Here is a 20660-nt window from a genome sequence, read left to right as displayed (position 1 = left end):
TTCCTTGGACGTTCGGGGGGTCGGCTGGTCTTCGTACCCGGCCCCCGGGGTTGCCCACACGTAGCCGGCGTCACCCCCGGCGGGCGGGTTCAGCTGGTCGGGCGGGTGAAGACGGCCAGCTCGGCCAGGGCCGCCACCACGATGGCGAGGACCAGCGGCCACGGCGTGCCGACCAGCGCGTACAGCAGGATCATGACCGGCGCGGCGGCCACCGCGTAGAGCGCCAGGGCCAACGTCCGGTCCGAGCGGACCAGCTCGGGCAGGACCGTACGGGCCGGACCGGGCAGCTTCGCCGCGTACCGCCACACCAGCAGCCCGCCGCCGAGCGCCGCGAACGCCGCCGCGAACCGGGACAGCCCCGGGTTGCCGACGGCCATGCAGGCGAGCAGCACGGCGGTCAGCAGCGACCAGCCGGCGCCGTAGACCACGAGCTGACGCAGCCCGGCCGAGATGGTGCGGCCCGAGTCCACCCGACCCGGGTCGGCCCGGCCCGAGTCCACCCGGCCCGCGCCGAGGGTGGCGGCCTCGGCGAGGTGTTCCAGCGCCTCGCTCCAGCGGCGCTGCTCCAACCGGATCACGCCGATGTCGTGCCGCGCCTCGGCGAGCCGCGGGTCCAGCCGCAACGCCTCCCGGTACGCCCGCTCGGCCAGGTCGAACAGCTGCATGTTCGCCGCGACCAGGCCGAGCACCAGATGCGCCTGCGGCTCCTCCGGGGCCAGCTCGACACCGCGCCACGCGGCGTTCAGCGCCTGCTGCCCGTTGCGCGAGCTGGCCAGGATCGCGGCGGCGCTGCGCTGCGCGTAAGCGTCGGCCGGCCCGAGCCGGAGGAGCTCGTCCGCGGTCGCCGCGGCGGCCTTGAACTCGCGCAGGTCGAGCAGGGCCAGCCCGCGCGCCACCAGCGGCGGCACGGCACCCGGGGTCGCGGCGACGGCGGACTCGGCGGCGGTGAGCGCCTCGGCGGCCTGGCCGGCGGCGAGCTGAACCCGGGCCAGCGCGGTCAGCACCTCGCCGTTCGCCGGTTCCAGCGCCACGGCGAAGCCCAGCTCACCGGCGGCCTCGTCGTACCGGCCCAGCTCGGCCAGGAGCTGCGCGCGCTGGAGGTAGCCGTCCGCCGCCGACCGGTCAGGGGTGGTGTCGCTGGACATCCGGCGAGCCTAAGCGCCCCGCGCCTCGTACACCAAGGCCACCGCGATGCCGGCGAGCCCCTCGCCCCGCCCGGTGAACCCGAGCCCGTCGGTGGTGGCCGCGGAGAGCGTCACCGGCGCGCCCACCGCCTCGGAGAGCACCCGCTCGGCCTCCGCCCGACGCGGGCCGATCTTGGGCCGGCTGCCGACCACCTGGACCGAGACGTTGCCGATCCGGAAGCCGGCCGCCCGCACCCGCCGGGAACTCTCGTTGAGCAGCGACACCCCCGGAACGCCGGCCCACTCCGGCTGATCGACGCCGAAGTTGGCGCCCAGGTCACCGAGGCCGGCGGCGGAGAGCAGGGCGTTGCAGGCGGCGTGCGCCGCCACGTCGGCGTCCGAATGCCCGGCCAGGCCGTCCTGGTCCGGCCAGTGCAGACCGGCGACCCAGCAGGGCCGGCCGGGCGCGAACGCGTGCACGTCGGTGCCGATGGCCACCCGAGGAACGATCATGCGCCGAGGGTACGCGTCAGGCGCCGGCAGCCAGCAGATGTTCGGCGAGCGCCAGGTCGAACGGTCGGGTGATCTTCAGGGCGTACTCCGAGCCGGGCACACAGCGCACCGGGACGCCCTGCTTCTCCACCAGGCCGGCGTCGTCGGTCAACGGATCACCGGCGGCGGCGTGCGCCGCGGTCAGCACCGACCGGCGGAAGCCCTGCGGGGTCTGCACCGCGCGCAGGGCGGACCGGTCGACCGTGCCGAGGACCCACTCGCCGGCGTCGACCTCCTTGATCGTGTCGACCACGGGCAGCACCGGGATGACCGCGTCGTGCCCGGCGCGCACGGCGGCGGCGACCGACTCGACCAACTCCGGCGGGGTCAACGCGCGGGCGGCGTCGTGGACCAGGACGATCTCCGGCCCGGGCGGCACGGCGGCGAGCGCGGCGGCCACCGACGCCTGCCGCTGCACGCCGCCGGGCACCACGGTCACCGGGGCGACCGGCGCCAGCAGGGCGCGGACCGCGTCGACGTCGGCCGCCGGGGCGGCCACCACGACGGTACGCACCGACGGCGCCGCGGCGATCCGGCGGACCGCGTGCACCAGCAGCGGCTCACCGCCGAGCAGCCGCAGCGCCTTGGGGGCGCCCGGGCCGAGGCGTACCCCGGCGCCGGCCGCAGGAACGAGGACCGCGACGTCACCGCGCGGATTGAGCTGCGCGGTCACGTCGCGGTCCTCGGATTTCTTTGCTGCGGGGTGGGTACGACCATGCCGTGGGAATCAGGCTTCGGTCAGCACCTTGTCGAGCAGCGTCTCCGCCTCGTCCTTGGTGCTCTTCTCGGCCAGCGCGACCTCGCCGACCAGGATGTCGCGGGCCTTGGCGAGCATGCGCTTCTCACCCGCCGACAGGCCCCGCTCCCGCTCCCGGCGCCACAGGTCGCGGACGACCTCGGCGACCTTCAGCGGGTTGCCGGAGGCCAGCTTCTCCAGATTCGCCTTGTAACGTCGCGACCAGTTGGTCGGCTCCTCGGTGTGCGGTGCACGGAGCACGTCGAAGACCTTGCCCAGGCCCTCTTCGCCGACCACCTCGCGCACACCCACGATCTCGGCGTTCTCGGCGGGCACCCGGACCGTCAGGTCACCCTGCGCGACCCTCAGGACGAGGTACTGCTTCGGCTCGCCCTTGATGACCCGAGTCTCGATTGCCTCGATGAGTGCGGCCCCGTGGTGGGGGTAAACAACGGTCTCGCCGACACTGAAAACCATAGGTTCGAAACCCCTTTCGCTGTGTCTAGGGTAACACGCTCAGGCACCGATGTCCCACCGCTGTCCTGACCGTTGGCGCAGCTCAGGGGCCCTGTGAGAGGTATTTCTTCAGCTTGACAGGCGGTCAAACCAATGGTTCGCACACGCTCCGTGACCGACGGATGACAACCCGACATGGGTGGTCGGAGCGTGGATTTCTCGGGCGATGCGCTTCCCCCATGGTATCCCGCCGGCGGCCGTGGCGTCCCGGTGTAGCGCTACGGGGGCCGGTGCGGGACGCTTGAGGCCGATGCGCTGTCCGCTCACCGAGACGGTTCCAGGGGGTCCGATGGGCATGCCTGACGCAGATGGCCACGGGCCGACCGAAGGGCTGCCCGACCTGCCGCCCGAGTGGGGCCGGGTGGTCGTACCGGACGACGCCTCCGCGCTCGCCGAGGAGGCCACGCAGGTGCGCCGGGAGCTGCTCGGCCGGGCCACCGCCCGGGCCGGGCACCCACCGGACGATCCCGCCGAGGGCCGGCTCCCGCTCCGGATGCCGCTGCTGGTGCTGCTGGTGACCGTCCTCACCACCCTCGCCGGCCTGGCGGCCGTCACCTGGCCCCGCAACCCGCGCGGCAGCGCCCGGCCGACCGTGGTGCCCCAGTCCGCGGCGGCGGATCTGACCGGCCGGCCGCTACCGGCGCTGGACCTGGTCGACACCGACCAGCGGCCGCTGCCGCTGCGCGGCCTGGTGCCCGCGGTGATCATCCTGGTCGACGGGTGCGCCTGCCCGGAACGGGTCGCCGAGGCCGCCACCGCCGCGCCGGCCGGGGTGGCTGTGGTCACCGTCGCGGCCGGCCGCGCGGTCTCGCCCACCCCCTCCGGTCCCGGCGCCGGCCGCACCGTGCGCGCCCTGGCCGACCCGGCCGGCGGCCTGCGCGCCTTCGTACGCGTGCCGCCCCGACCCGACACGGTGACCGCCCTGCTGGTGGACCAGTACGGCATCCTGGTCGAGCTGGTGCCCCAGGTCGGCACGGTCGAGGACTACCGGTCGGAGCTGGTCCGGCTGGCCGGCTGACCCGACCGGCCGATCAGCCGGTGCGCTCCAACAGCGCCGCATAGAGGGTCAGCCCCGGTCCGAACGCGAGCATCACGATCCGCCGGGGCGGGGCCGCGGACCGGGCCAGCCGGTCCAGGATCAGCAGCACCGTGGGCGACGAGCAGTTGCCGTGCTCGGCCAGCACCCCCCGGGACGCCGCCAGCCCCGCCGGCGGCAGCGCGAGCTCCCGCTCCACCACGTTCAGGATGCGCGGGCCGCCCGGGTGCACCGCCCAGCCGTCCACCTCGTGCCGCTCGCCGCCGTGCCGGGCCAGCAGGTCGTCGACCAGGCTGGCGACGTGCGTCGAGAGCACCTGCGGCACCTTCGGGGACAGCCCCATCCGGAAGCCGGTGTCGGTGACCTCCCAGGTCATGTGGTCGGCGGTCGACGCGTCGGTGACCGAGGTGACCTCGCGGACCGCGTAGCCGCCCGGCCCGTCCGGCGCATCGGGCACGAGCACCGCGGCCACCGCCGCGTCGGAGAAGAGCGCGTGCGAGACGATCTGCTGGGTGTCCACCCGGGCCGAGGCTGGCTGGATGTGCAGGCTGGTCAGCTCGGCGCAGAGCAGCAGGGCCGGCCGGCCCCGGGCGGTGACGAAGTCGCTCGCCGCGCCGAGCCCCGGCAGGGCGGCATAGCAGCCCATGTGCCCGACGAACATCCGCTGCGTGTCCGGCGCCATGCCGAGGTCCCGGGCGAGCAGGATGTCCAGCCCCGGGGTGGCGTACCCGGTGCACGAGCAGACCACGAAGAGGCCCACGTCCCCGGCGTCCAGGCCGGCGTCGGTCAGCGCCCGCCCCACCGCCTCCTTGCCCAGCGGCAGCGCCTCCACCTGGTAACGCCGCATCCGCCGCTCGGTCGGCCAGTCCGACACGTCCTCCAGCAGCGGGTTGACCGCCGCCTGCCGGCGGGACACCCCCGAATTGGCGAAGATCCGCTGGGCCAGCGCCCGGGTGGCGCCGGAGAAGTGCCGCGCGAAGAAGCCGTCCCAGAGCTCGCCCTGCCCGGCCGTCGGCGGATGGGCCGTACCGAGGCCCGCGATCACCGGCACCGCCATGTCCCCACCCCTTTTCGTCGGTGCTGCCCACGACCCACCGGTCTCGCCCACCGGCGCGGTCACCGCGTCCACCCGTACCGGCCGGCCCGACCCGGGCGGCGCTCCGGCCCCCGCCACCGGCCGGCGTCGGCGGGCCGCGTATTCACCAACGAGGAGCCGACCCGTCGCGGTCCGGGTCGCCGCCCAGGGCCGCGACACCGAGCCAGTCGGCGCACACGTCCGAGGTGGCGGGGTGCAACGAGCCGCAGCGGGCGTCCCGGTACAGCCGCTCCAACGGGTGGCCCCGTCGGGTGGCCGAGGTGCCCGCCGCCTCCAGCATGGACGCCGCCACGTCGGCGGCGGTGGTGCCGGCCAGCAGCTTGGCCCGCCACACCCACCGGTTGGTCTCCGCGTCACCCGGCGCCTCGTCCACCCGGCGGGCCGCCTCGGCCACGGTGAGCTGCGCCGCCGCGACGGCCGCGTCGGCCCGGCCGAGCCGGGCGCGCACCGCGGGCAGGCCGACCAGGTTCCGGGCGTTCAGGTGCTCGGCCGCCGCGTCGACGGCCGCCCGGGCCACCCCGACGTAGACCGCCGCGTAGCTGGCCACCAGCCAGTGCGGCATCAGCTGGGCGACCACCAGGGCCAGCCCCTCCACCCCGCCGAGCAGCCGGTCCGCCGGGACGGTCACGTCCAGGTGCAGGTCGTGCGAGGCGGTGGCGCGCATGCCGAGCGCGTCCCAGGTCGGTTCCACGGTGAGCCCGTCCCCGGCCGGCACCAGGAACTGCGAGACCACCGACTGGTCGGTGGCGCTGCGCGCGGCCACCAGGTAGCCGTCCGGGTGGCCGGCGCCGGAGCAGAACGTCTTGCCGCCCTTGATATGCCAGCCGCCGTCGACCGCCTCGTAGACCGTGCTGAGCTGCGACAACCGGGCACCGGCGCCGCGCTCGCTCATCGCCACCGCGTACCACGCCCCCTCGGCCGCCGCCCGCAGCAGCCGGTCCCGCGCGGCCAGCGCCTCCTCAGGTACGCCGAGCGCCTCGGCCAGTTCCTCGGTGACCGCGCCCAGGGCGCCGGTGACCGAGGCGTGCATGTTGAACACCAGCGCCGTGGCGCCGTTGCCCCGGGCCAGCTCGGTGGCGACCGCGGCGTACTCGGCGAAGCTGGCGCCCGCACCACCCAGCTCGCGGGGCACCATCAGGCCGAACAGGCCGGCCTCCCGCAGGTCGGCGAAGTCGTCCACCGGGAAGGTGCCGTCCCGGTCGTGCCCGGCCGCCCGGGCGGCGAACCGCGGCGCCAACCGGCGAGCCGCCTCCAGCGCGTGCACCGTCATTCCCCGCCCCCTTCTCGGCGTCCCCTCTACCCGGTCCCGGCCGCGCTATCCCTGCCGGCGACCGCGCCCCTGGTACAGCACGGCGGTGGACCAGGTCGGCACGATCCGGGGCGCGCGCCCCGACGGCCCCACCCCGCGGGCCCGGCGGACCAGCCAGCCCAGCATCCCGCGCAGCCCGGGGCGGACCCCGCGCACCCGCAGCGACACGCCGCGCCGGGCGCACTCGGCAACCAGCTCGCGGGCGTCCACGAACAACCGTGGATCGTGGATGCCGCGCGGCACGGTGGGCAGCCGCTCCCCGATGTGGACCGCCACCAGCCGGCTCACCACGGTGTCGTTGAGCGTGTCCAGCACCAGCAGGCCGCCCGGCCGCAGCAGCCGGCACGCCTCACCCACGGCGCGCCGCCAATCTGGCACGTGCTCCAGCAGCTCACCGGCGGCGACCACGTCGGCGCAGCCGTCCGCCAGCGGCACCGCGATGGCGTCGCCGTTGACCACGGTCACCCCGTGCGCGGTGGCCTGGCCCAGGGCGGAGCGGGTCAGGTCCACCCCGACGTGCCGGTAGCCCTTGCCGGTCAGGTGCGGGGCGAGCAGCCCGGCGCCGCAGCCGAGGTCGACCAGCAGGGCACCGGGCCGGGACGCGGGCGGCACCAGCGCGGCCCGCGCCTCGGCCAGCCAGTGCAGCATCGCGAACGCGCCGTCCGGCCGCCACCACTCGTCGGCCAGCTCGTCGTACTGCCGGGGATCGTTGCGGGGCAGCACCCGGGGCGGACTGGACACCGGCGCTGTGTCTCCCATGGACCGAGCCTGGCACGACTACCCGCCAACGGCCAGACTTTCCACATGTCGTCCTCGGTGTCAGGGCTGCTCAAGGCCAGCCATCCGGAACCGACCGCCGCGGTCACCGCGGTCGCCGGGCTGCTCGCCTGGGGGGCCGGCCACCGGGCGGGCGGCATCACCGCCGTCGCGCTCACCGTGCTGGCCAGCCAACTCGCGGTGGGCTGGGCCAACGACGCGCTGGACGCGGGGCGGGACGCCGCGGTGGGGCGTACCGACAAGCCGGTGGCGGTGGGCGCGGTCCGGCGGCGCACCGTGGCCGTGGGCGCGGCGGTGGCCGCGGTGGCCACCCCGGTGCTCGCCTCGACAACCGGCCCGGCCGCGGCGTTCTGGGCCACCGTCGGGCTGGCCGCCGCGCTGCTCTACGACTGGCCGCTGAAGTCGACCCCGCTGTCGGTGCTGCCGTACGCGGTGTCGTTCGGCACCTTGCCCGCCTTCGTGGTGCTGGCGCTGCCCGGCGCGCCGGCACCCCCGGTCTGGCTGGTCGCCGCGGCGGCCTGCCTGGGCGCCGGGGCGCACTTCGCCAACGTGCTGCCCGACCTGGCCGACGACGCCCGGACCGGGGTGCGCGGGCTGCCGCAGCGGCTGGGCGCGGCGGGCAGCCGGGCGGCCGCCGCCGCGCTGCTGCTCGCGGCGACCGCCACCCTGGTCCTGGGGCCCCCCGGGCCGCCGTCGTGGGTCGGGCTGGCGGCAGTGGCGGCGGCCGTCGTCGCGCCGGCCCTCGGTTGGTACGCGGGCCGCGCCACGGCCCGGGCCGGCGGTCGTCAGGTGGCGGCGTTCCGGGCGGTGATGCTGGTGGCGCTGATCGACGTGGCGCTGCTGGTGGCGAGCGGCCGGGTGGTCTGACCGCCCGCCCAGGTGGCATTGCCGGGTCGGCGTGCGGCCCTCGATCAGGTCCAACTACCCTGGAGCGCGGTCTGCGCGGGTATGGCCACCGCTCCCGGACGACGCCGGGTGAGGATCGTGACGAGGAGGACCGACGTGACGCGCTCGATCAGGGGTTCCGGGCGGGCGGCCCTGCTGCTGGCCGGTACGGCGGCGGCAAGCCTGCTGCTGTCCGGGTGTGGCACCGGTCAGGTGGCCGAGACCGCCAACAAGATCCCGTCGGTCCAGGGCATCAACGTCCAGACCTCCGACAACCTGTACAAGGTGCGCGGCCTCTACGTGCAGTACCCCGGCGTCGAGGGCTACCGGTCGGGCGGCAACGCGCCGCTCAACGTCGTGATCTACAACGACAGCGAGCAGCCGGTCACCGTCACCGTCACCACCGACAGCGCGCGGGAGATCCTGCTCACCGGCGCCACCCCGAGCGGCGCGGTGGCCAGCCCGAGCGGGTCCCCCACCGAGCCCGCCTCCGCGTCGCCCACCGCGACCAACCCGAGCGCGTCGCCGAGCCAGTCGCTGGGCGCGGGCCCATCGGAGTCGGCCAGCCCGTCGGGGTCGGCCAGCCCGTCGGCCTCGGCGAGTGAGTCGGCCCCGGCCGGCGAGCCCGCCCGGCTCGAGATCCCGGCGCTCGGCTACGTGCAGCTCAACACCACCGGCGGCGGCCGGTTCCTACAGCTGGTCGGGCTCAACGACGACCTGCTCTCCGGCCAGCAGGTCAACCTGACCTTCGACTTCGGCAACGGCCGGACGGTCCGCACCCCGGCCCCGGTCGGCGTCCCGCTCACCCCGAACGCCCCGGCCTCCCCGATCATCAGCCGCGAGGGCGGCCTGGGCAAGGAGGGTGGCTCGGCGGGCCACGGCTGAGCCGTACCGGCGACAGGTCACCGCACCGCCGGCGTGGGGAACACCACGCCGGCGGTGTTCACGTCTCCGATGGGATTTCGTCGTAGCGGGCGGATAGCGTCCGGGGGGTGACCACCTCCCGATCGACCTCCGCCCGGGCCGGCGGCTCCCGCGGGCGGGCCGCCGCCCGCGAGCCCCGGCCGGCCTACGAGTGCGACGCCTGCGGCCACCAGCCGCCGAAGTGGGTGGGGCGCTGCCCCGAGTGCGGCGAGTGGGGGTCGGTCGTCGAGTGCACCGTCACCGGCCCGCTGGTCTCCGGCAAGGTGGTCAGCTCGCGGCTCCCGGCCGAGCCGGCCCGGCCGATCGCCACCATCAGCGCCGCCCCGGCGCGGGCCCGGCCCACCGGCGTCAGCGAGCTGGACCGGGTGCTCGGCGGCGGCCTGGTGCCCGGCGCGGTGGTGCTGCTGGCCGGTGAGCCCGGCGTGGGCAAGTCGACCCTGCTGCTCGACGTGGCCCAGCAGTGGGCGGCCGGCGCGGGCAGCCCGTCGCTGGTGGTCAGCGGCGAGGAGTCGGTCAGCCAGGTCCGGCTCCGGGCCGAGCGGATGGGCACCCTGCACGACCAGCTCTACCTGGCGGCCGAGAGCGACCTGGGCGCGGTGCTCGGCCACCTCGACGCGGTCAAGCCGGGGCTGCTGGTGCTCGACTCGGTGCAGACCATCTCCACCACCGGCACCGAGGGGGTGCCCGGCGGCGTCACCCAGGTCCGGGCGGTCACCGCCGCCCTGGTCGCGGTCGCCAAGGAGCGCGGCATCGCCACCGTGCTGGTCGGCCACGTGACCAAGGACGGCCAGGTCGCCGGTCCCCGGGTGCTGGAGCACCTGGTCGACGTGGTGCTGCACTTCGAGGGCGACAAGCACTCCTCGCTGCGGATGGTGCGCGGCGTCAAGAACCGGTTCGGCGCGGCCGACGAGGTGGGCTGCTTCGAGATGCACGAGGGCGGCATCAGCAGCCTGGCCGACCCGTCCGGGCTCTTCCTCACCCGCTACTCCGAGCCGGTCCCCGGCACCTGCGTCACGGTGGCGATGGAGGGGCGCCGGGCGCTGGTCACCGAGGTCCAGGCGCTGATCGGGGCGACCGTGGCCGGCTCGCCCCGGCGCACGGTGTCCGGGCTGGACGGGGCGCGGCTGGCCATGGTGCTGGCGGTGCTCCAGCGGCGTACCGAGCGGATGACGCTGCACGACCGGGAGGTGTTCGCGGCGACGGTGGGCGGCATCCGGGTGGTGGAGCCGGCCGCCGACCTGGCGGTGGCGCTGGCGGTAGCCTCGGGCGGGCTCAACCTGGCCCTCGCCCCGCACCTGGTGGCGATCGGCGAGGTCGGGTTGACCGGGGAGGTACGCCGGGTGGGGGCGGTGCCCCGCCGGCTGGCCGAGGCCGCCCGGCTGGGGTTCCGGTTGGCCCTGGTGCCTCCCGGCTGCGGCCCGGACAGCAGCGGGGTGGCCCCGGAGAACATGCGGGTGATCGAGGTCACGAACGTCCGGTCGGCCCTCCAGGCCGCGGCCAGGGCGTCGGCGGAGTGAGCAAGCCTGTTGGTTGGATGGCCGGACCGGGGCGATACCGGACAGCTCACCGCGCGGGGCGCGGCGGCCCGAAGGGGACATCGTGACACATCACAGTAACCGCGACAGCACCCACCGCAGGGCAGTCCGTAGACTGTGCCCGTGCCGATCGACCGCGATGCCACCAAGCCTGCCGGCGCGATGCCGCACGCCCGCACCGGTACCGTGGGTTCGCCCGCCCGCCCGATCAGCGTCAGCGTGACCGGGACCGTCGGCGGCGGGCCCGGGGCTGACCCGCTCCGCGCCAATCTGGCCCTGATGGCGCCGGGCACCGCCCTGCGCGACGGCCTGGAACGCATCCTGCGCGGCCGCACCGGTGCGCTCATCGTCCTCGGCTACGACAAGGTGGTCGAGCAGATCTGCACCGGCGGCTTCCCGCTCGACGTGGAGTTCTCCGCCACCCGGGTCCGCGAGCTGTGCAAGATGGACGGCGCCGTGGTCCTGTCCAGCGACGGCACCCGCATCGTGCGGGCCGCGGTGCACCTGATGCCCGACCCGGCCATCCCGACCGAGGAGTCGGGCACCCGGCACCGCACGGCCGAGCGGGTGGCCCGGCAGACCGGTTACCCGGTCATCTCGGTGAGCCAGTCGATGCGGATCATCAGCCTCTACGTCAACGGTCAGCGGCACGTGCTGGACGACTCCGCCGCGATCCTCTCCCGGGCCAACCAGGCGCTGGCCACCCTGGAGCGCTACAAGCTGCGGCTCGACGAGGTCTCTGGCACCCTCTCCGCCCTGGAGATCGAGGACCTGGTCACCGTGCGGGACGCCGTGGCCGTGGTGCAGCGGCTGGAGATGGTGCGCCGGATCGCCGACGAGATCGCCGGTTACGTGGTCGAGCTGGGCACCGACGGCCGGCTGCTCGCCCTGCAGCTCGACGAGCTGATGGCCGGGGTGGACGCCGATCGCACCCTGGTCATCCGGGACTACCTGCCCGCCGGCCGCCGCCCGCGCACCCTCGACGAAGCGCTCGTCGAACTGGACCTGCTGGGCGCCACCGAGCTGATCGACCTGGTGGCGGTCGCCAAGGCCATCGGTTACCCGTCGGCGTCGGACGCCCTGGACGCGGCGGTCAGCCCGCGCGGCTTCCGGCTGCTGGCCAAGGTGCCCCGGCTCCCCGTGGCCGTGGTGGACCGGCTGGTGGTGCACTTCGGCAGCCTGCAACGGTTGCTCGGTGCCACCGTCGAGGACCTGCAAGCCGTGGAGGGCGTCGGCGACGCCCGGGCCCGCGGGGTCCGGGAGGGGCTGTCGCGGCTCGCCGAGGCGTCCATCCTGGAGCGGTACGTCTGATCCCGGCCCGGCCGGCGGCCAGCGCGGATGCCGCCGGCCGACCGGTCAGCTGCCGCTGCCGTGGACGATCAGCTGCACCGGCTCGCTCAGCTTCGTGCCGACCCGGGCGAGCACCTCGTACGTCCCGGCCGGCGCGTACGGCCCGGCGGCCAGGCCGCTGGCGCACCGGGAGGTGTCCCGCCCGTTCCAGGTGATGGTGTAGGAACGCTCGGCGTTCGGGACGAGCGATCGCACCTCCGAACCCTTGCCAGTGCCGCAGGTGTCCGACGACCAGACCTTCGCCGCGCCGGCCTTGACGTAGAGCTCCTGGGCGTCGGCGCCGACGTCCCGGTTGCAGGTGCGCGACGAGCTGTTCTTGATGATGAGGGTCAGGTCGACCCGGTTGCCCTGCGTCGCCTCCGCCGGCTGGGCGCTCGCCCGCACCGAGATCTCGGCGTCGGTGCAGGTCCCCTCGTCGGCGACCGGGGCGACGTTCCCCGTGCCCGAGCCACCGTTCGAGCCGGAGCCGCCCGTCGCGCCGCCGTTCGAGCCGGAACCACCCGTCGAACCGTCGTTCGTGCCCGAGCCACCGTTCGTGCCCGAGCCGCCGTTCGAGCCGGAGCCACCGTTCGTGCCCGAGCCACCGTTCGAGCCGGAGCCGCCCGGGCCGCCGGACTGCGGCGTCAGCACCGACCCGGAGGGATCCGGGCCCGCGGTGGCGGTCGACCCCGGGGTAGGCGTCGAACGCCCCTCCGGTGTGCCGCCGGGATCGGAGCCCTGGCAGGAGTAGAGCAGAACAATCAGGAACAGAAGCCCCGCTCCGAGTACGACCGCGCGACGCCGCCAGTACACGGCGGGTGGCAGGGGGCCGACCGTCATTCGCATGATGCCCCCACCGTAGCGGCGTACCGGCCGGCGGGCGGGAACGACGCGCCGGGTCGGGCCCGGCTCACCGCGCAAACCCTCCACTCGGGACGGCACCCGACGCCGACCTCTCACTGTGAGTGAGCGACGCCCCGCTCACAGGAGTCCCCTTTCGTTCGCGACTGCGGGGCTCCGCTGCGCTGCACTCCTCGCGCTCACAGGAGTCCACTTTCGTTCGCGACTGCGGGGCTCCGCTGCGCTGCACTCCTCGCGCTCACCGGAGCCCACCTTCGTTCGCGACTGCGGGGCTCCGCTGCGCTGCACTCCTCGCGCTCACAGGTAGACCTTGCGTTGGTAGACCGCGTGCGCGCCGGCCACCCGGTCCAGGAAGAGCAGGCCCGCGCAGTGATCGATCTCGTGCTGCAACGCCCGCGCCTCGAACCCGTCGGTGACCAGCCGCACCGCCCTGCCGCTGCCCGGCAGCACGCCCTCGACCACCAGCCGACCGGCCCGCTTGACGTCACCGGTCAGGTCGGGCACCGACATGCAGCCCTCCCGGCCGGCCTTCCACCGGCTCGCCTCCCCCACCCGGGCATTGCACAGCACGAAGGCGCCGTGCACGGTCAGCGCCTTCGGGTGACCGGTGACGTCCACCGCGAAGACCCGCGCGGAGACCCCGACCTGCGGTGCGGCCAGACCGACGCAGCCCGGCGACACGCGCATGGTGGCGATCAGGTCGGCGGCGAGGCGTACCACCTCGTCAGACGTGGGGTCGACCTCCGGGCCGGGCCGGCTGAGCACCGGATCGGGCGCCGACACCACCGGCCGCACCTCGCCGGGCCGGCCCAGCTCCTCCGGGGTCCAGCCGCCGAGGCCGACGTACTCCTCCGGCTCGCTCACAGCAGGTCCGGGTCCGCCGGCCGGAGGCTGACCTCGACACCCAACTCGGCGGCGGCGCGGGACAGCCGCCCGGCCAGCTCACCGGCGCTGCCGGGCGGCAACTCGACCTCGGCCACCACCACGTAGAGCGGACCGGCCAGCCGGGTGCTCAGGTCGGTGACGTTGCCGCCGGCGTCGGCCAGCACCCGGGTCATCGCCGCGACGATGCCCAACCGGTCCGCCCCGTGCACCGACATCACGTACGGCTCGCCGGTGGGCGTCGCCGCGCCGTCCGGGGTGACCGCGCGTACGGTCGCCACCAGCCGGCCCTCAGCGGCGAGCGGCGCCAGCGCGGCCTCGACATCGGCGGCGGCCGGGCCGGCGCAGATCAGGGTCATCGCGAAGTGTCCCCGCAGCCGGGTCATCGTCGAGTCGGTGAGGTTCGCCCCGAGCCGGGCGAGCACCTCCGCGACGTCGGCCACGATGCCCGGCCGGTCCCGGCCGATGACGGTGATCGCGAGCTCGTTCATCCGGGCATTCTCCCCGATCGGGCCGGCGCGGTGGCGACGCCCCGCCCCGCCCGCCCAACGGGCGGGAAGGCCCGCCGTGACATGATCGGCGGCGCGATGTCCGAGCCCACTTTCGCCACCCTGGTCAGCCGGTGGTACGAGCAGAACGCCCGCGACCTGCCCTGGCGCGTACCCGGGGTGGGCGCCTGGCCGATCCTGGTCAGCGAGGTCATGCTCCAGCAGACGCCGGTGGTCCGGGTGCTGCCCGCCTGGCACGCCTGGCTGGAGCGCTGGCCGGACCCGGCCGCGTTGGCCGCCGACTCCCCGGCCGAGGCGATCCGGATGTGGGGACGGCTCGGCTATCCCCGCCGGGCGGTGCGCCTGCGCGACTGCGCGGTGGCGATCGTCGAGCGGCACGGCGGCGAGGTGCCCGACCGGCTGGACCAGCTGCTGGCACTGCCCGGGGTGGGGACCTACACCGCCCGGGCGGTGGCGGCTTTCGCGTACGGGCAGCGGCACCCTGTGGTCGACACCAACGTGCGCCGGGTGGTCTGCCGGGCGATCGCCGGCGAGCCCGACGCCGGCCCGACCACCCGCCCCGCGGACCTGGTCGCCTGCGAGGAGTTGCTGCCCGCGGAGCCGGCCGCCGCCGCGCTGGCCAGCGCCGCCTTCATGGAACTCGGGGCGGTGATCTGCACCGCCCGTTCGCCGCGCTGCGCGGCCTGCCCGGTCGAGGCGAGCTGCGCCTGGCGGGCCTCCGGCCGGGAGGCGCCCGCCGGCCCGACCCGGCGGCCCCAGCGGTACGCGGGCACCGACCGGCAGGTACGCGGCCTGCTGCTCGCGGTGCTGCGGGAGACCACCGGCCCGGTGCCGCACCAACGCCTCGACCAGGTGTGGCGGGACGACGTACAGCGGGCCCGGGCGCTGTCCGGGCTGGTCATCGACGGGCTGGTCGAGCCGGTCGGCGAGGACGCCTTCCGACTGGTCGGCGACGGCCCACCGGTGCCGCTGCCCGGCTGACGCCGCGCGACGCCCCAGCTTGCCGCGCCTCGGGCGCTCCCTGGCGTGCCGAGGGGCCGACCTGCCGGAAACCGTGCCCCCGCGAGCCGGGGTCAGCCCGCCTGCCGCACCCCGCCCCCATCCCCAAGCCTGGGCAGCCCGGCTTGCCGCATACCGCACCATCTCAACCCAGGACAGCCCCCGCCTGACGTACACCGCGTCGTCAGCGGCCGGGGCGGGGGCAGCCGGGCTCCGCTGAGCGCAGAAAGGCGACGGCCCCGGAGGCTTTCGCCTGCCGGGGCCGTCGCCCTGTCACCTTGCCTGTCGTGCGTTACGCCGCCGCGTCGTCGGCCCCCGTGGCTGCGCCGAGGTCGGCCGGGACGGCGTCCGGCACGTCCACCGGCTTGTCCGCGCCGTGGAAGACGAGCTTGGACTTGTCGATGTCCTCCGGGTCGCCCTCGCAGTCCACCACCACGATCTGACCCGGGGTCAGCTCGTTGAAGAGGATCCGCTCGGAGAGGTTGTCCTCGATGTCGCGCTGGATCGTCCGACGCAGCGGACGGGCGCCCAGCACCGGGTCGAAGCCCTTCTTCGCCAGGTACTTCTTGGCGTTGTCGGTCAGCTCCAGGCCCATGTCCTTGTTCCGCAGCTGGGTCTCGATCCGCTGGATCATGATGTCCACGATCGACAGGATCTCCTGCTGACGCAGCTGGTGGAAGACGATGGTGTCGTCGATCCGGTTCAGGAACTCAGGCCGGAAGTGCTGCTTGAGCTCGTCGTTGACCTTCTGCTTCATCCGGTCGTAGTTCGACTCGGAGTCCTCGGAGGCCTGGAAGCCCAGCGAGACCGCCTTGGCGACGTCGCGGGTGCCGAGGTTGGTGGTCAGGATGATGACCGTGTTCTTGAAGTCCACGATCCGGCCCTGGCCGTCGGTCAGCCGCCCGTCCTCCAGGATCTGGAGCAGCGTGTTGAACACGTCCGGGTGGGCCTTCTCGATCTCGTCGAAGAGGACCACCGAGAACGGCCGGCGCCGCACCTTCTCGGTCAGCTGCCCGCCCTCGTCGTAGCCGACGTAGCCGGGAGGGGCACCCACCAGCCGGGACACCGTGTACCGGTCGTGGAACTCGGACATGTCCAGCTGGATGAGGGCGTCCTCGCTGCCGAAGAGGAACTCGGCGAGCGCCTTGGACAGCTCGGTCTTACCGACACCGGACGGGCCGGCGAAGATGAACGAGCCGGACGGGCGCTTCGGGTCCTTCAGGCCGGCCCGGGTCCGCCGGATCGCCTTCGAGACCGCCTTGACCGCGTCCTCCTGGCCGATGACGCGCTTGTGCAGCTCGTCCTCCATGCGCAGCAGGCGCGAGGTCTCCTCCTCGGTCAGCTTGTAGACCGGGATGCCGGTCCAGTTGCCGAGCACCTCGGCGATCTGCTCGTCGTCGACCTCGCTGACGACGTCCAGGTCACCGGCCTTCCACTCCTTCTCCCGCTGGGCCTTCTGGCCGAGCAGTTGCTTCTCCTTGTCGCGGAGCTGGGCGGCCCGCTCGAAGTCCTGCGCGTCGATCGCGGACTCCTTGTCGCGGCGCACGTTGGCGATCCGCTCGTCGAAGTCACGCAGGTCTGGCGGCGCGGTCATCCGGCGGATGCGCATCCGGGCGCCGGCCTCGTCGATCAGGTCGATCGCCTTGTCCGGCAGGAACCGGTCGGAGATGTATCGATCGGCCAGAGTTGCGGCCGCCACGAGAGCTGCGTCCGTGATCGAGACGCGGTGGTGCGCCTCGTAGCGGTCCCGCAGCCCCTTGAGGATCTCGATGGTGTGGGCCAGCGACGGCTCACCCACCTGGATCGGCTGGAAGCGGCGCTCCAGGGCGGCGTCCTTCTCCAGGTGCTTGCGGTACTCGTCGAGCGTGGTGGCGCCGATGGTCTGCAGCTCGCCACGGGCCAGCATCGGCTTGAGGATGCTGGCGGCGTCGATCGCGCCCTCGGCGGCACCCGCACCCACCAGGGTGTGGATCTCGTCGATGAAGAGGATGATGTCGCCCCGGGTGCGGATCTCCTTGAGCACCTTCTTGAGGCGCTCCTCGAAGTCACCGCGGTAGCGGGAGCCGGCGACCAGCGCGCCGAGGTCGAGGGTGTAGAGCTGCTTGTCCTTCAGCGTCTCGGGCACCTCGCCCTTGATGATCTTTTGGGACAACCCCTCCACCACGGCGGTCTTGCCCACGCCGGGCTCACCGATCAGGACCGGGTTGTTCTTGGTGCGGCGGGACAGCACCTGCATGACCCGCTCGATCTCCTTCTCGCGCCCGATCACCGGGTCGAGCTTGCCCTCGCGGGCGGCCTGGGTCAGGTTCCGGCCGAACTGGTCCAGCACCAGGCTGGTCGACGGCGCGGCCTCGCCCGGCGCGGCGCCCGCGGCGGCCGGCTCCTTGCCCTGATAGCCGGAGAGCAGCTGGATCACCTGCTGGCGCACCCGGTTGAGGTCGGCGCCGAGCTTGACCAGCACCTGGGCGGCCACGCCCTCGCCCTCACGGATCAGGCCGAGCAGGATGTGCTCGGTGCCGATGTAGTTGTGGCCGAGCTGCAGCGCCTCGCGCAGCGACAGCTCCAGCACCTTCTTGGCCCGCGGCGTGAACGGGATGTGCCCGCTCGGCGCCTGCTGGCCCTGGCCGATGATCTCCTCGACCTGCTGGCGGACGCCCTCAAGGGAGATGCCGAGGCTCTCCAGGGCCTTTGCCGCGACGCCCTCACCCTCGTGGATCAGGCCCAGCAGGATGTGCTCCGTACCGATGTAGTTGTGGTTGAGCATCCGGGCCTCTTCTTGGGCCAGGACGACAACCCGTCGCGCTCGGTCGGTGAACCGCTCGAACATGCCCTCGTGCTCCTCACGTGCCGTGCGCCTTGATGTCGGATCTCGGCGGGGCCGGTGCGCGGACGTCCGGGACGGGCGTCCGTGCCTCATTACTCTATCGCCGCGGACCGACTCCGCTGAGGTCGTGTGTCCCCGCCAAAAGCCGCGTACGCGTCGTTTCTGTCAACCATCCGCGCTCAGGAGGTGTTCCGGGGCCCCTACCTGTACGCGCAGAGCGAAATTCGCTGCCCCGGCCGCCGGGACCGGTGGACGCCCCACGGCGGCGACCGGGCACCGGTCCGACCGGCGACACTGCCGGCCTGCGGTCGTCCACAGGCTGTGGACGGAATCCCCACCGGCTGTGGACAACGCCCGCCACCCCCGCCCTGTTCCCGAGAGGTCGGCCCGGGTGGCGACCCGCGGGGACTCGACGGTCGAAACGGACTTGGCATGACATAAGTGATGAGGATGCCGGCGGCGGATACTTCGGCGCGCTGAGAACAGGCGACGCCGGCCCGGAGACAAGGTCCGGCCCGGCGTCGGTGTCGCCCGTGAAATGCTCCCCGGTCAGTGGCCCGCCTTCGAGTGGTACTCGTCGACGATCTCCTGGGGGATGCGGCCCCGGTCGGAAATATCCTTGCCGGCCTTCTTGGCCCACGTGCGGATCGCCTTGTTCTGCTCGCGGTCGGCGGTGGCGCCACCCCGGCCGCGCGCGGCCCGGCCGCCGACCACGACACCGCCGCGTCCCACCTTCGTGCCGGCCCCGACGTACGGCGCGAATACGTCACGCAATTTCTCGGCGTTGGCGGCCGAGAGGTCGATCTCGTACTGAACTCCGTCGAGCGCGAACTTGACGGTCTCGTCAGCGTCCCCGCCGTCCAGGTCATCGACCAGCTTGTGAATGATCTGCTTGGCCACGTCCCACATTCCTTTCGAGCAGGGTGTCCTGCAATGGGAGCACAATAACCCGCCCGATGGTTGCCGCGTCAATAGGATGCGGTAACGAGCCGGAGAAGAAGCGTCCGGCGCTACTCGGGGCGGACCAACGGGAAGAGGATCGTTTCCCGAATACCGAGGCCGGTCAGCGCCATCAGGAGTCGGTCGATTCCCATTCCCATGCCACCGGCCGGCGGCATTCCGTACTCCATCGCCCGGAGAAAGTCCTCGTCGAGCCGCATCGCCTCGTCGTCACCGCGGGCGGCGAGCTGCGCCTGCGCCACCAGCCGCTCCCGCTGCACCACCGGGTCGACCAGCTCCGAGTACGCGGTACCCAGCTCGAACCCGAGGACGTACAGGTCCCACTTCTCGGCCAGCCCCGGCTCGCTGCGGTGCGCGCGGGTGAGCGGGCTGGTCTCCTCCGGGTAGTCCCGGACGAAGGTCGGCGCCTGCAACCCCGGCACGACCAATTCCTCGAAGAGTTCCTCGGCGAGCTTGCCCGACCCCCACTTGGGATCGACGGCCAGGCCCACCTTGTCCGCGTACTCCACCAGCTTGGCGTGCTCGGTGTGCACGTTGACCTCTTCGCCGAGCGCCTCGGAAAGAACACCGAACAGGGTCACCGAACGCCACTCGCCGCCCAGGTCGAACTCGCGGCCGTCGGCGTGGGTGACCACCGTCGAGCCGCTGACCGCGATCGCCGCACGCTGCACCAGATTGCGGGTCAACTCGGCCATCGTGTCGTAGTCGCCGTACGCCTGGTAGGTCTCGAGCATCGCGAACTCCGGCGAGTGCGAAGAGTCGACACCCTCATTACGGAAGTTGCGGTTGATCTCGAAGACCCGGTCGACGCCGCCGACCACCGCCCGCTTGAGATAAAGCTCCGGTGCGATTCGCAGATACAGATCGGTGTCCAGCGCATTGCTGTGGGTCACGAATGGGCGGGCCGCCGCACCACCGTGCAGCAACTGGAGCATCGGCGTCTCGACCTCGATGAATCCCTCGCCGTGCAGCGAGTCGCGCAGACTGCGCACCGTCGCCGCCCGGGTACGGACCATCTGCCGGGCCTGCGGCCGGACGATCAGGTCCACGTACCGCTGGCGGACCCGGGCCTCCTCGCTCAACGGCTTGTGCGCCACCGGCAGCGGGCGCAGCGCCTTCGCGGTGACCGCCCACTCGTCGGCCAGCACCGAGAGCTCGCCCCGGCGGCTGGTGATCACCTCGCCGGTGACGCCGACGTGGTCGCCCAGGTCGACCAGGCGCTTCCAGTCGTCGAGCCGCTCGGCGCCGACCCGGTCCAGGGAGAGCATCGCCTGGAGTTCGGTGCCGTCGCCGTCCCGCAGGGTGGCGAAGCAGAGCTTGCCGGTGTTCCGGACGAAGATCACCCGGCCGGTGACCGAGACCTTGTCCCCGGTGGCGGTGTCGGTGGGCAGCTCGGCGTACCTGGCGCGGACCTCGGCCAGGGTGGCGGTGCGGGGGAAGCCGACCGGGTACGGCTGCACGCCGTCGGCGAGCATCCGGTCCCGCTTCTCCCGGCGGACCTTCATCTGCTCGGGAAGGTCGTCGGCGGGGTCGACTGGCACAGCGTTCTGCTCGGTCACGGCACGCTTCCTCAGGCCTGGGGAACATCGGCGGGTCAGCCCATGAGCGTACTCAAGCGCTCTGCCGGGTGTTACCGGATAACCTCCCGGCCATGACGGACCCCACTCAGGCGCTGTCGTTCGGTGCCGCCGCCGCGGAGTACGACCGACACCGGCCCCGCTACCCGCAGGCCGCGCTGCGCTGGGCGGGAGAGCATCGAGCTGCCGTACCGGACCGTGGTCCTGGCGCCCGCCGCCGCTGACCGCC

20 protein-coding genes are annotated in these 20660 nt (G+C 73.7%); 7 read left to right on the top strand and 13 right to left on the bottom strand.

All coding sequences use genetic code 11. The features are described 5' to 3' along the window. Positions 1 to 89: 89 nt before the first annotated feature. Genes AB0H57_RS02760 through AB0H57_RS02745 form a run of 4 tightly spaced genes read right to left on the bottom strand, consistent with a single transcriptional unit; the run spans position 90 to position 2889 of the window. Positions 90 to 1145 (bottom strand): tetratricopeptide repeat protein, encoded by a 1056-nt coding sequence (locus AB0H57_RS02760; RefSeq protein ID WP_357501950.1) that lies wholly within the window; start codon positions 1143 to 1145, stop codon positions 90 to 92. Positions 1146 to 1154: 9 nt separating this feature from the next. Further along, positions 1155 to 1637: a 2-C-methyl-D-erythritol 2,4-cyclodiphosphate synthase gene (gene ispF, locus AB0H57_RS02755; protein ID WP_357501948.1), complete on the bottom strand. Its 483-nt coding sequence runs from the start codon at positions 1635 to 1637 to the stop codon at positions 1155 to 1157. Between the two features lie 16 nt (positions 1638 to 1653). Continuing rightward, the gene (gene ispD, locus AB0H57_RS02750) at positions 1654 to 2349 is read right to left on the bottom strand and encodes a 2-C-methyl-D-erythritol 4-phosphate cytidylyltransferase (RefSeq protein WP_357501947.1); all 696 of its coding nucleotides are present in this window, start codon (positions 2347 to 2349) and stop codon (positions 1654 to 1656) included. Positions 2350 to 2403: 54 nt separating this feature from the next. After that, positions 2404 to 2889: a CarD family transcriptional regulator gene (locus tag AB0H57_RS02745; protein WP_007073334.1), complete on the bottom strand. Its 486-nt coding sequence runs from the start codon at positions 2887 to 2889 to the stop codon at positions 2404 to 2406. A 328-nt stretch (positions 2890 to 3217) separates the two neighbouring features. Between AB0H57_RS02745 and AB0H57_RS02740 the strand changes: the two genes are divergently transcribed. Further along, a complete protein-coding gene (locus AB0H57_RS02740; protein WP_357501945.1) occupies positions 3218 to 3946 on the top strand; it encodes a hypothetical protein in 729 nt (242 codons plus the stop codon). A gap of 13 nt (positions 3947 to 3959) precedes the next feature. Here AB0H57_RS02740 and AB0H57_RS02735 read toward each other — a convergent pair whose 3' ends face one another. From AB0H57_RS02735 to AB0H57_RS02725, 3 genes are all read right to left on the bottom strand, one after another. Further along, positions 3960 to 5021: a type III polyketide synthase gene (locus AB0H57_RS02735; RefSeq protein ID WP_357501943.1), complete on the bottom strand. Its 1062-nt coding sequence runs from the start codon at positions 5019 to 5021 to the stop codon at positions 3960 to 3962. Between the two features lie 142 nt (positions 5022 to 5163). Beyond that, positions 5164 to 6330 (bottom strand): acyl-CoA dehydrogenase family protein, encoded by a 1167-nt coding sequence (locus AB0H57_RS02730; RefSeq protein ID WP_357501941.1) that lies wholly within the window; start codon positions 6328 to 6330, stop codon positions 5164 to 5166. Between the two features lie 45 nt (positions 6331 to 6375). Further along, positions 6376 to 7128 carry a methyltransferase domain-containing protein gene (locus AB0H57_RS02725; RefSeq protein WP_357501939.1) on the bottom strand — a complete coding sequence of 251 codons (753 nt, stop codon included), beginning with the start codon at positions 7126 to 7128 and terminating at the stop codon, positions 6376 to 6378. A 45-nt stretch (positions 7129 to 7173) separates the two neighbouring features. Here AB0H57_RS02725 and AB0H57_RS02720 point away from each other — a divergent pair, with 45 nt between their 5' ends. The 4 genes from AB0H57_RS02720 (at position 7174) to disA (ending at position 11801) form a co-directional block, all read left to right on the top strand. Next, positions 7174 to 8013, top strand: a complete 840-nt coding sequence (locus AB0H57_RS02720; protein ID WP_357501937.1) for a UbiA family prenyltransferase — start codon at positions 7174 to 7176, stop codon at positions 8011 to 8013. Positions 8014 to 8148: 135 nt separating this feature from the next. After that, positions 8149 to 8916 (top strand): hypothetical protein, encoded by a 768-nt coding sequence (locus tag AB0H57_RS02715; protein ID WP_357501935.1) that lies wholly within the window; start codon positions 8149 to 8151, stop codon positions 8914 to 8916. A 107-nt stretch (positions 8917 to 9023) separates the two neighbouring features. Beyond that, positions 9024 to 10472: a DNA repair protein RadA gene (gene radA, locus AB0H57_RS02710; protein ID WP_357501933.1), complete on the top strand. Its 1449-nt coding sequence runs from the start codon at positions 9024 to 9026 to the stop codon at positions 10470 to 10472. Positions 10473 to 10613: 141 nt separating this feature from the next. Next, positions 10614 to 11801, top strand: a complete 1188-nt coding sequence (gene disA / locus AB0H57_RS02705) for a DNA integrity scanning diadenylate cyclase DisA (protein WP_357501931.1) — start codon at positions 10614 to 10616, stop codon at positions 11799 to 11801. Between the two features lie 45 nt (positions 11802 to 11846). Here the strand turns inward: disA and AB0H57_RS02700 are convergent, their stop codons facing one another. The 3 genes from AB0H57_RS02700 to AB0H57_RS02690 all read right to left on the bottom strand — a co-directional run bounded on the left by AB0H57_RS02700 (position 11847) and on the right by AB0H57_RS02690 (position 14053). Further along, positions 11847 to 12665 carry a hypothetical protein gene (locus tag AB0H57_RS02700; RefSeq protein WP_357501929.1) on the bottom strand — a complete coding sequence of 273 codons (819 nt, stop codon included), beginning with the start codon at positions 12663 to 12665 and terminating at the stop codon, positions 11847 to 11849. Positions 12666 to 12977: 312 nt separating this feature from the next. Then, positions 12978 to 13544 carry a peptide deformylase gene (locus AB0H57_RS02695; protein ID WP_357501928.1) on the bottom strand — a complete coding sequence of 189 codons (567 nt, stop codon included), beginning with the start codon at positions 13542 to 13544 and terminating at the stop codon, positions 12978 to 12980. Then, positions 13541 to 14053: an ACT domain-containing protein gene (locus AB0H57_RS02690; RefSeq protein ID WP_357501926.1), complete on the bottom strand. Its 513-nt coding sequence runs from the start codon at positions 14051 to 14053 to the stop codon at positions 13541 to 13543. The genes AB0H57_RS02695 and AB0H57_RS02690 overlap by 4 nt, the downstream gene beginning before the upstream one ends. Positions 14054 to 14149: 96 nt before the next feature. Here AB0H57_RS02690 and AB0H57_RS02685 point away from each other — a divergent pair, with 96 nt between their 5' ends. Further along, positions 14150 to 15052 (top strand): A/G-specific adenine glycosylase, encoded by a 903-nt coding sequence (locus AB0H57_RS02685; RefSeq protein ID WP_357501924.1) that lies wholly within the window; start codon positions 14150 to 14152, stop codon positions 15050 to 15052. Positions 15053 to 15362: 310 nt separating this feature from the next. On the opposite strand, the gene AB0H57_RS02680 is transcribed toward AB0H57_RS02685, so the two are convergent. The 3 genes from AB0H57_RS02680 to lysS all read right to left on the bottom strand — a co-directional run bounded on the left by AB0H57_RS02680 (position 15363) and on the right by lysS (position 20413). Next, positions 15363 to 17897: an ATP-dependent Clp protease ATP-binding subunit gene (locus AB0H57_RS02680; protein WP_357501922.1), complete on the bottom strand. Its 2535-nt coding sequence runs from the start codon at positions 17895 to 17897 to the stop codon at positions 15363 to 15365. A gap of 546 nt (positions 17898 to 18443) precedes the next feature. Beyond that, on the bottom strand, positions 18444 to 18794 hold the full coding sequence (locus AB0H57_RS02675) for an Lsr2 family protein (RefSeq protein ID WP_308042562.1): 351 nt from the start codon (positions 18792 to 18794) through the stop codon (positions 18444 to 18446). A gap of 110 nt (positions 18795 to 18904) precedes the next feature. Next, positions 18905 to 20413 carry a lysine--tRNA ligase gene (gene lysS, locus AB0H57_RS02670; protein ID WP_357501920.1) on the bottom strand — a complete coding sequence of 503 codons (1509 nt, stop codon included), beginning with the start codon at positions 20411 to 20413 and terminating at the stop codon, positions 18905 to 18907. 92 nt (positions 20414 to 20505) lie between these two features. Here lysS and AB0H57_RS02665 point away from each other — a divergent pair, with 92 nt between their 5' ends. Next, positions 20506 to 20655, top strand: a complete 150-nt coding sequence (locus AB0H57_RS02665; RefSeq protein WP_357501918.1) for a hypothetical protein — start codon at positions 20506 to 20508, stop codon at positions 20653 to 20655. The last annotated feature ends 5 nt before the right edge of the window (positions 20656 to 20660 follow it).

The organism is Micromonospora sp. NPDC050686, assembly GCF_040654475.1.
GTDB lineage: Bacteria > Actinomycetota > Actinomycetes > Mycobacteriales > Micromonosporaceae > Micromonospora.
Note: the sequence above shows the minus strand (reverse complement) of the source record. Positions and strands in the feature narration are given on the sequence as shown.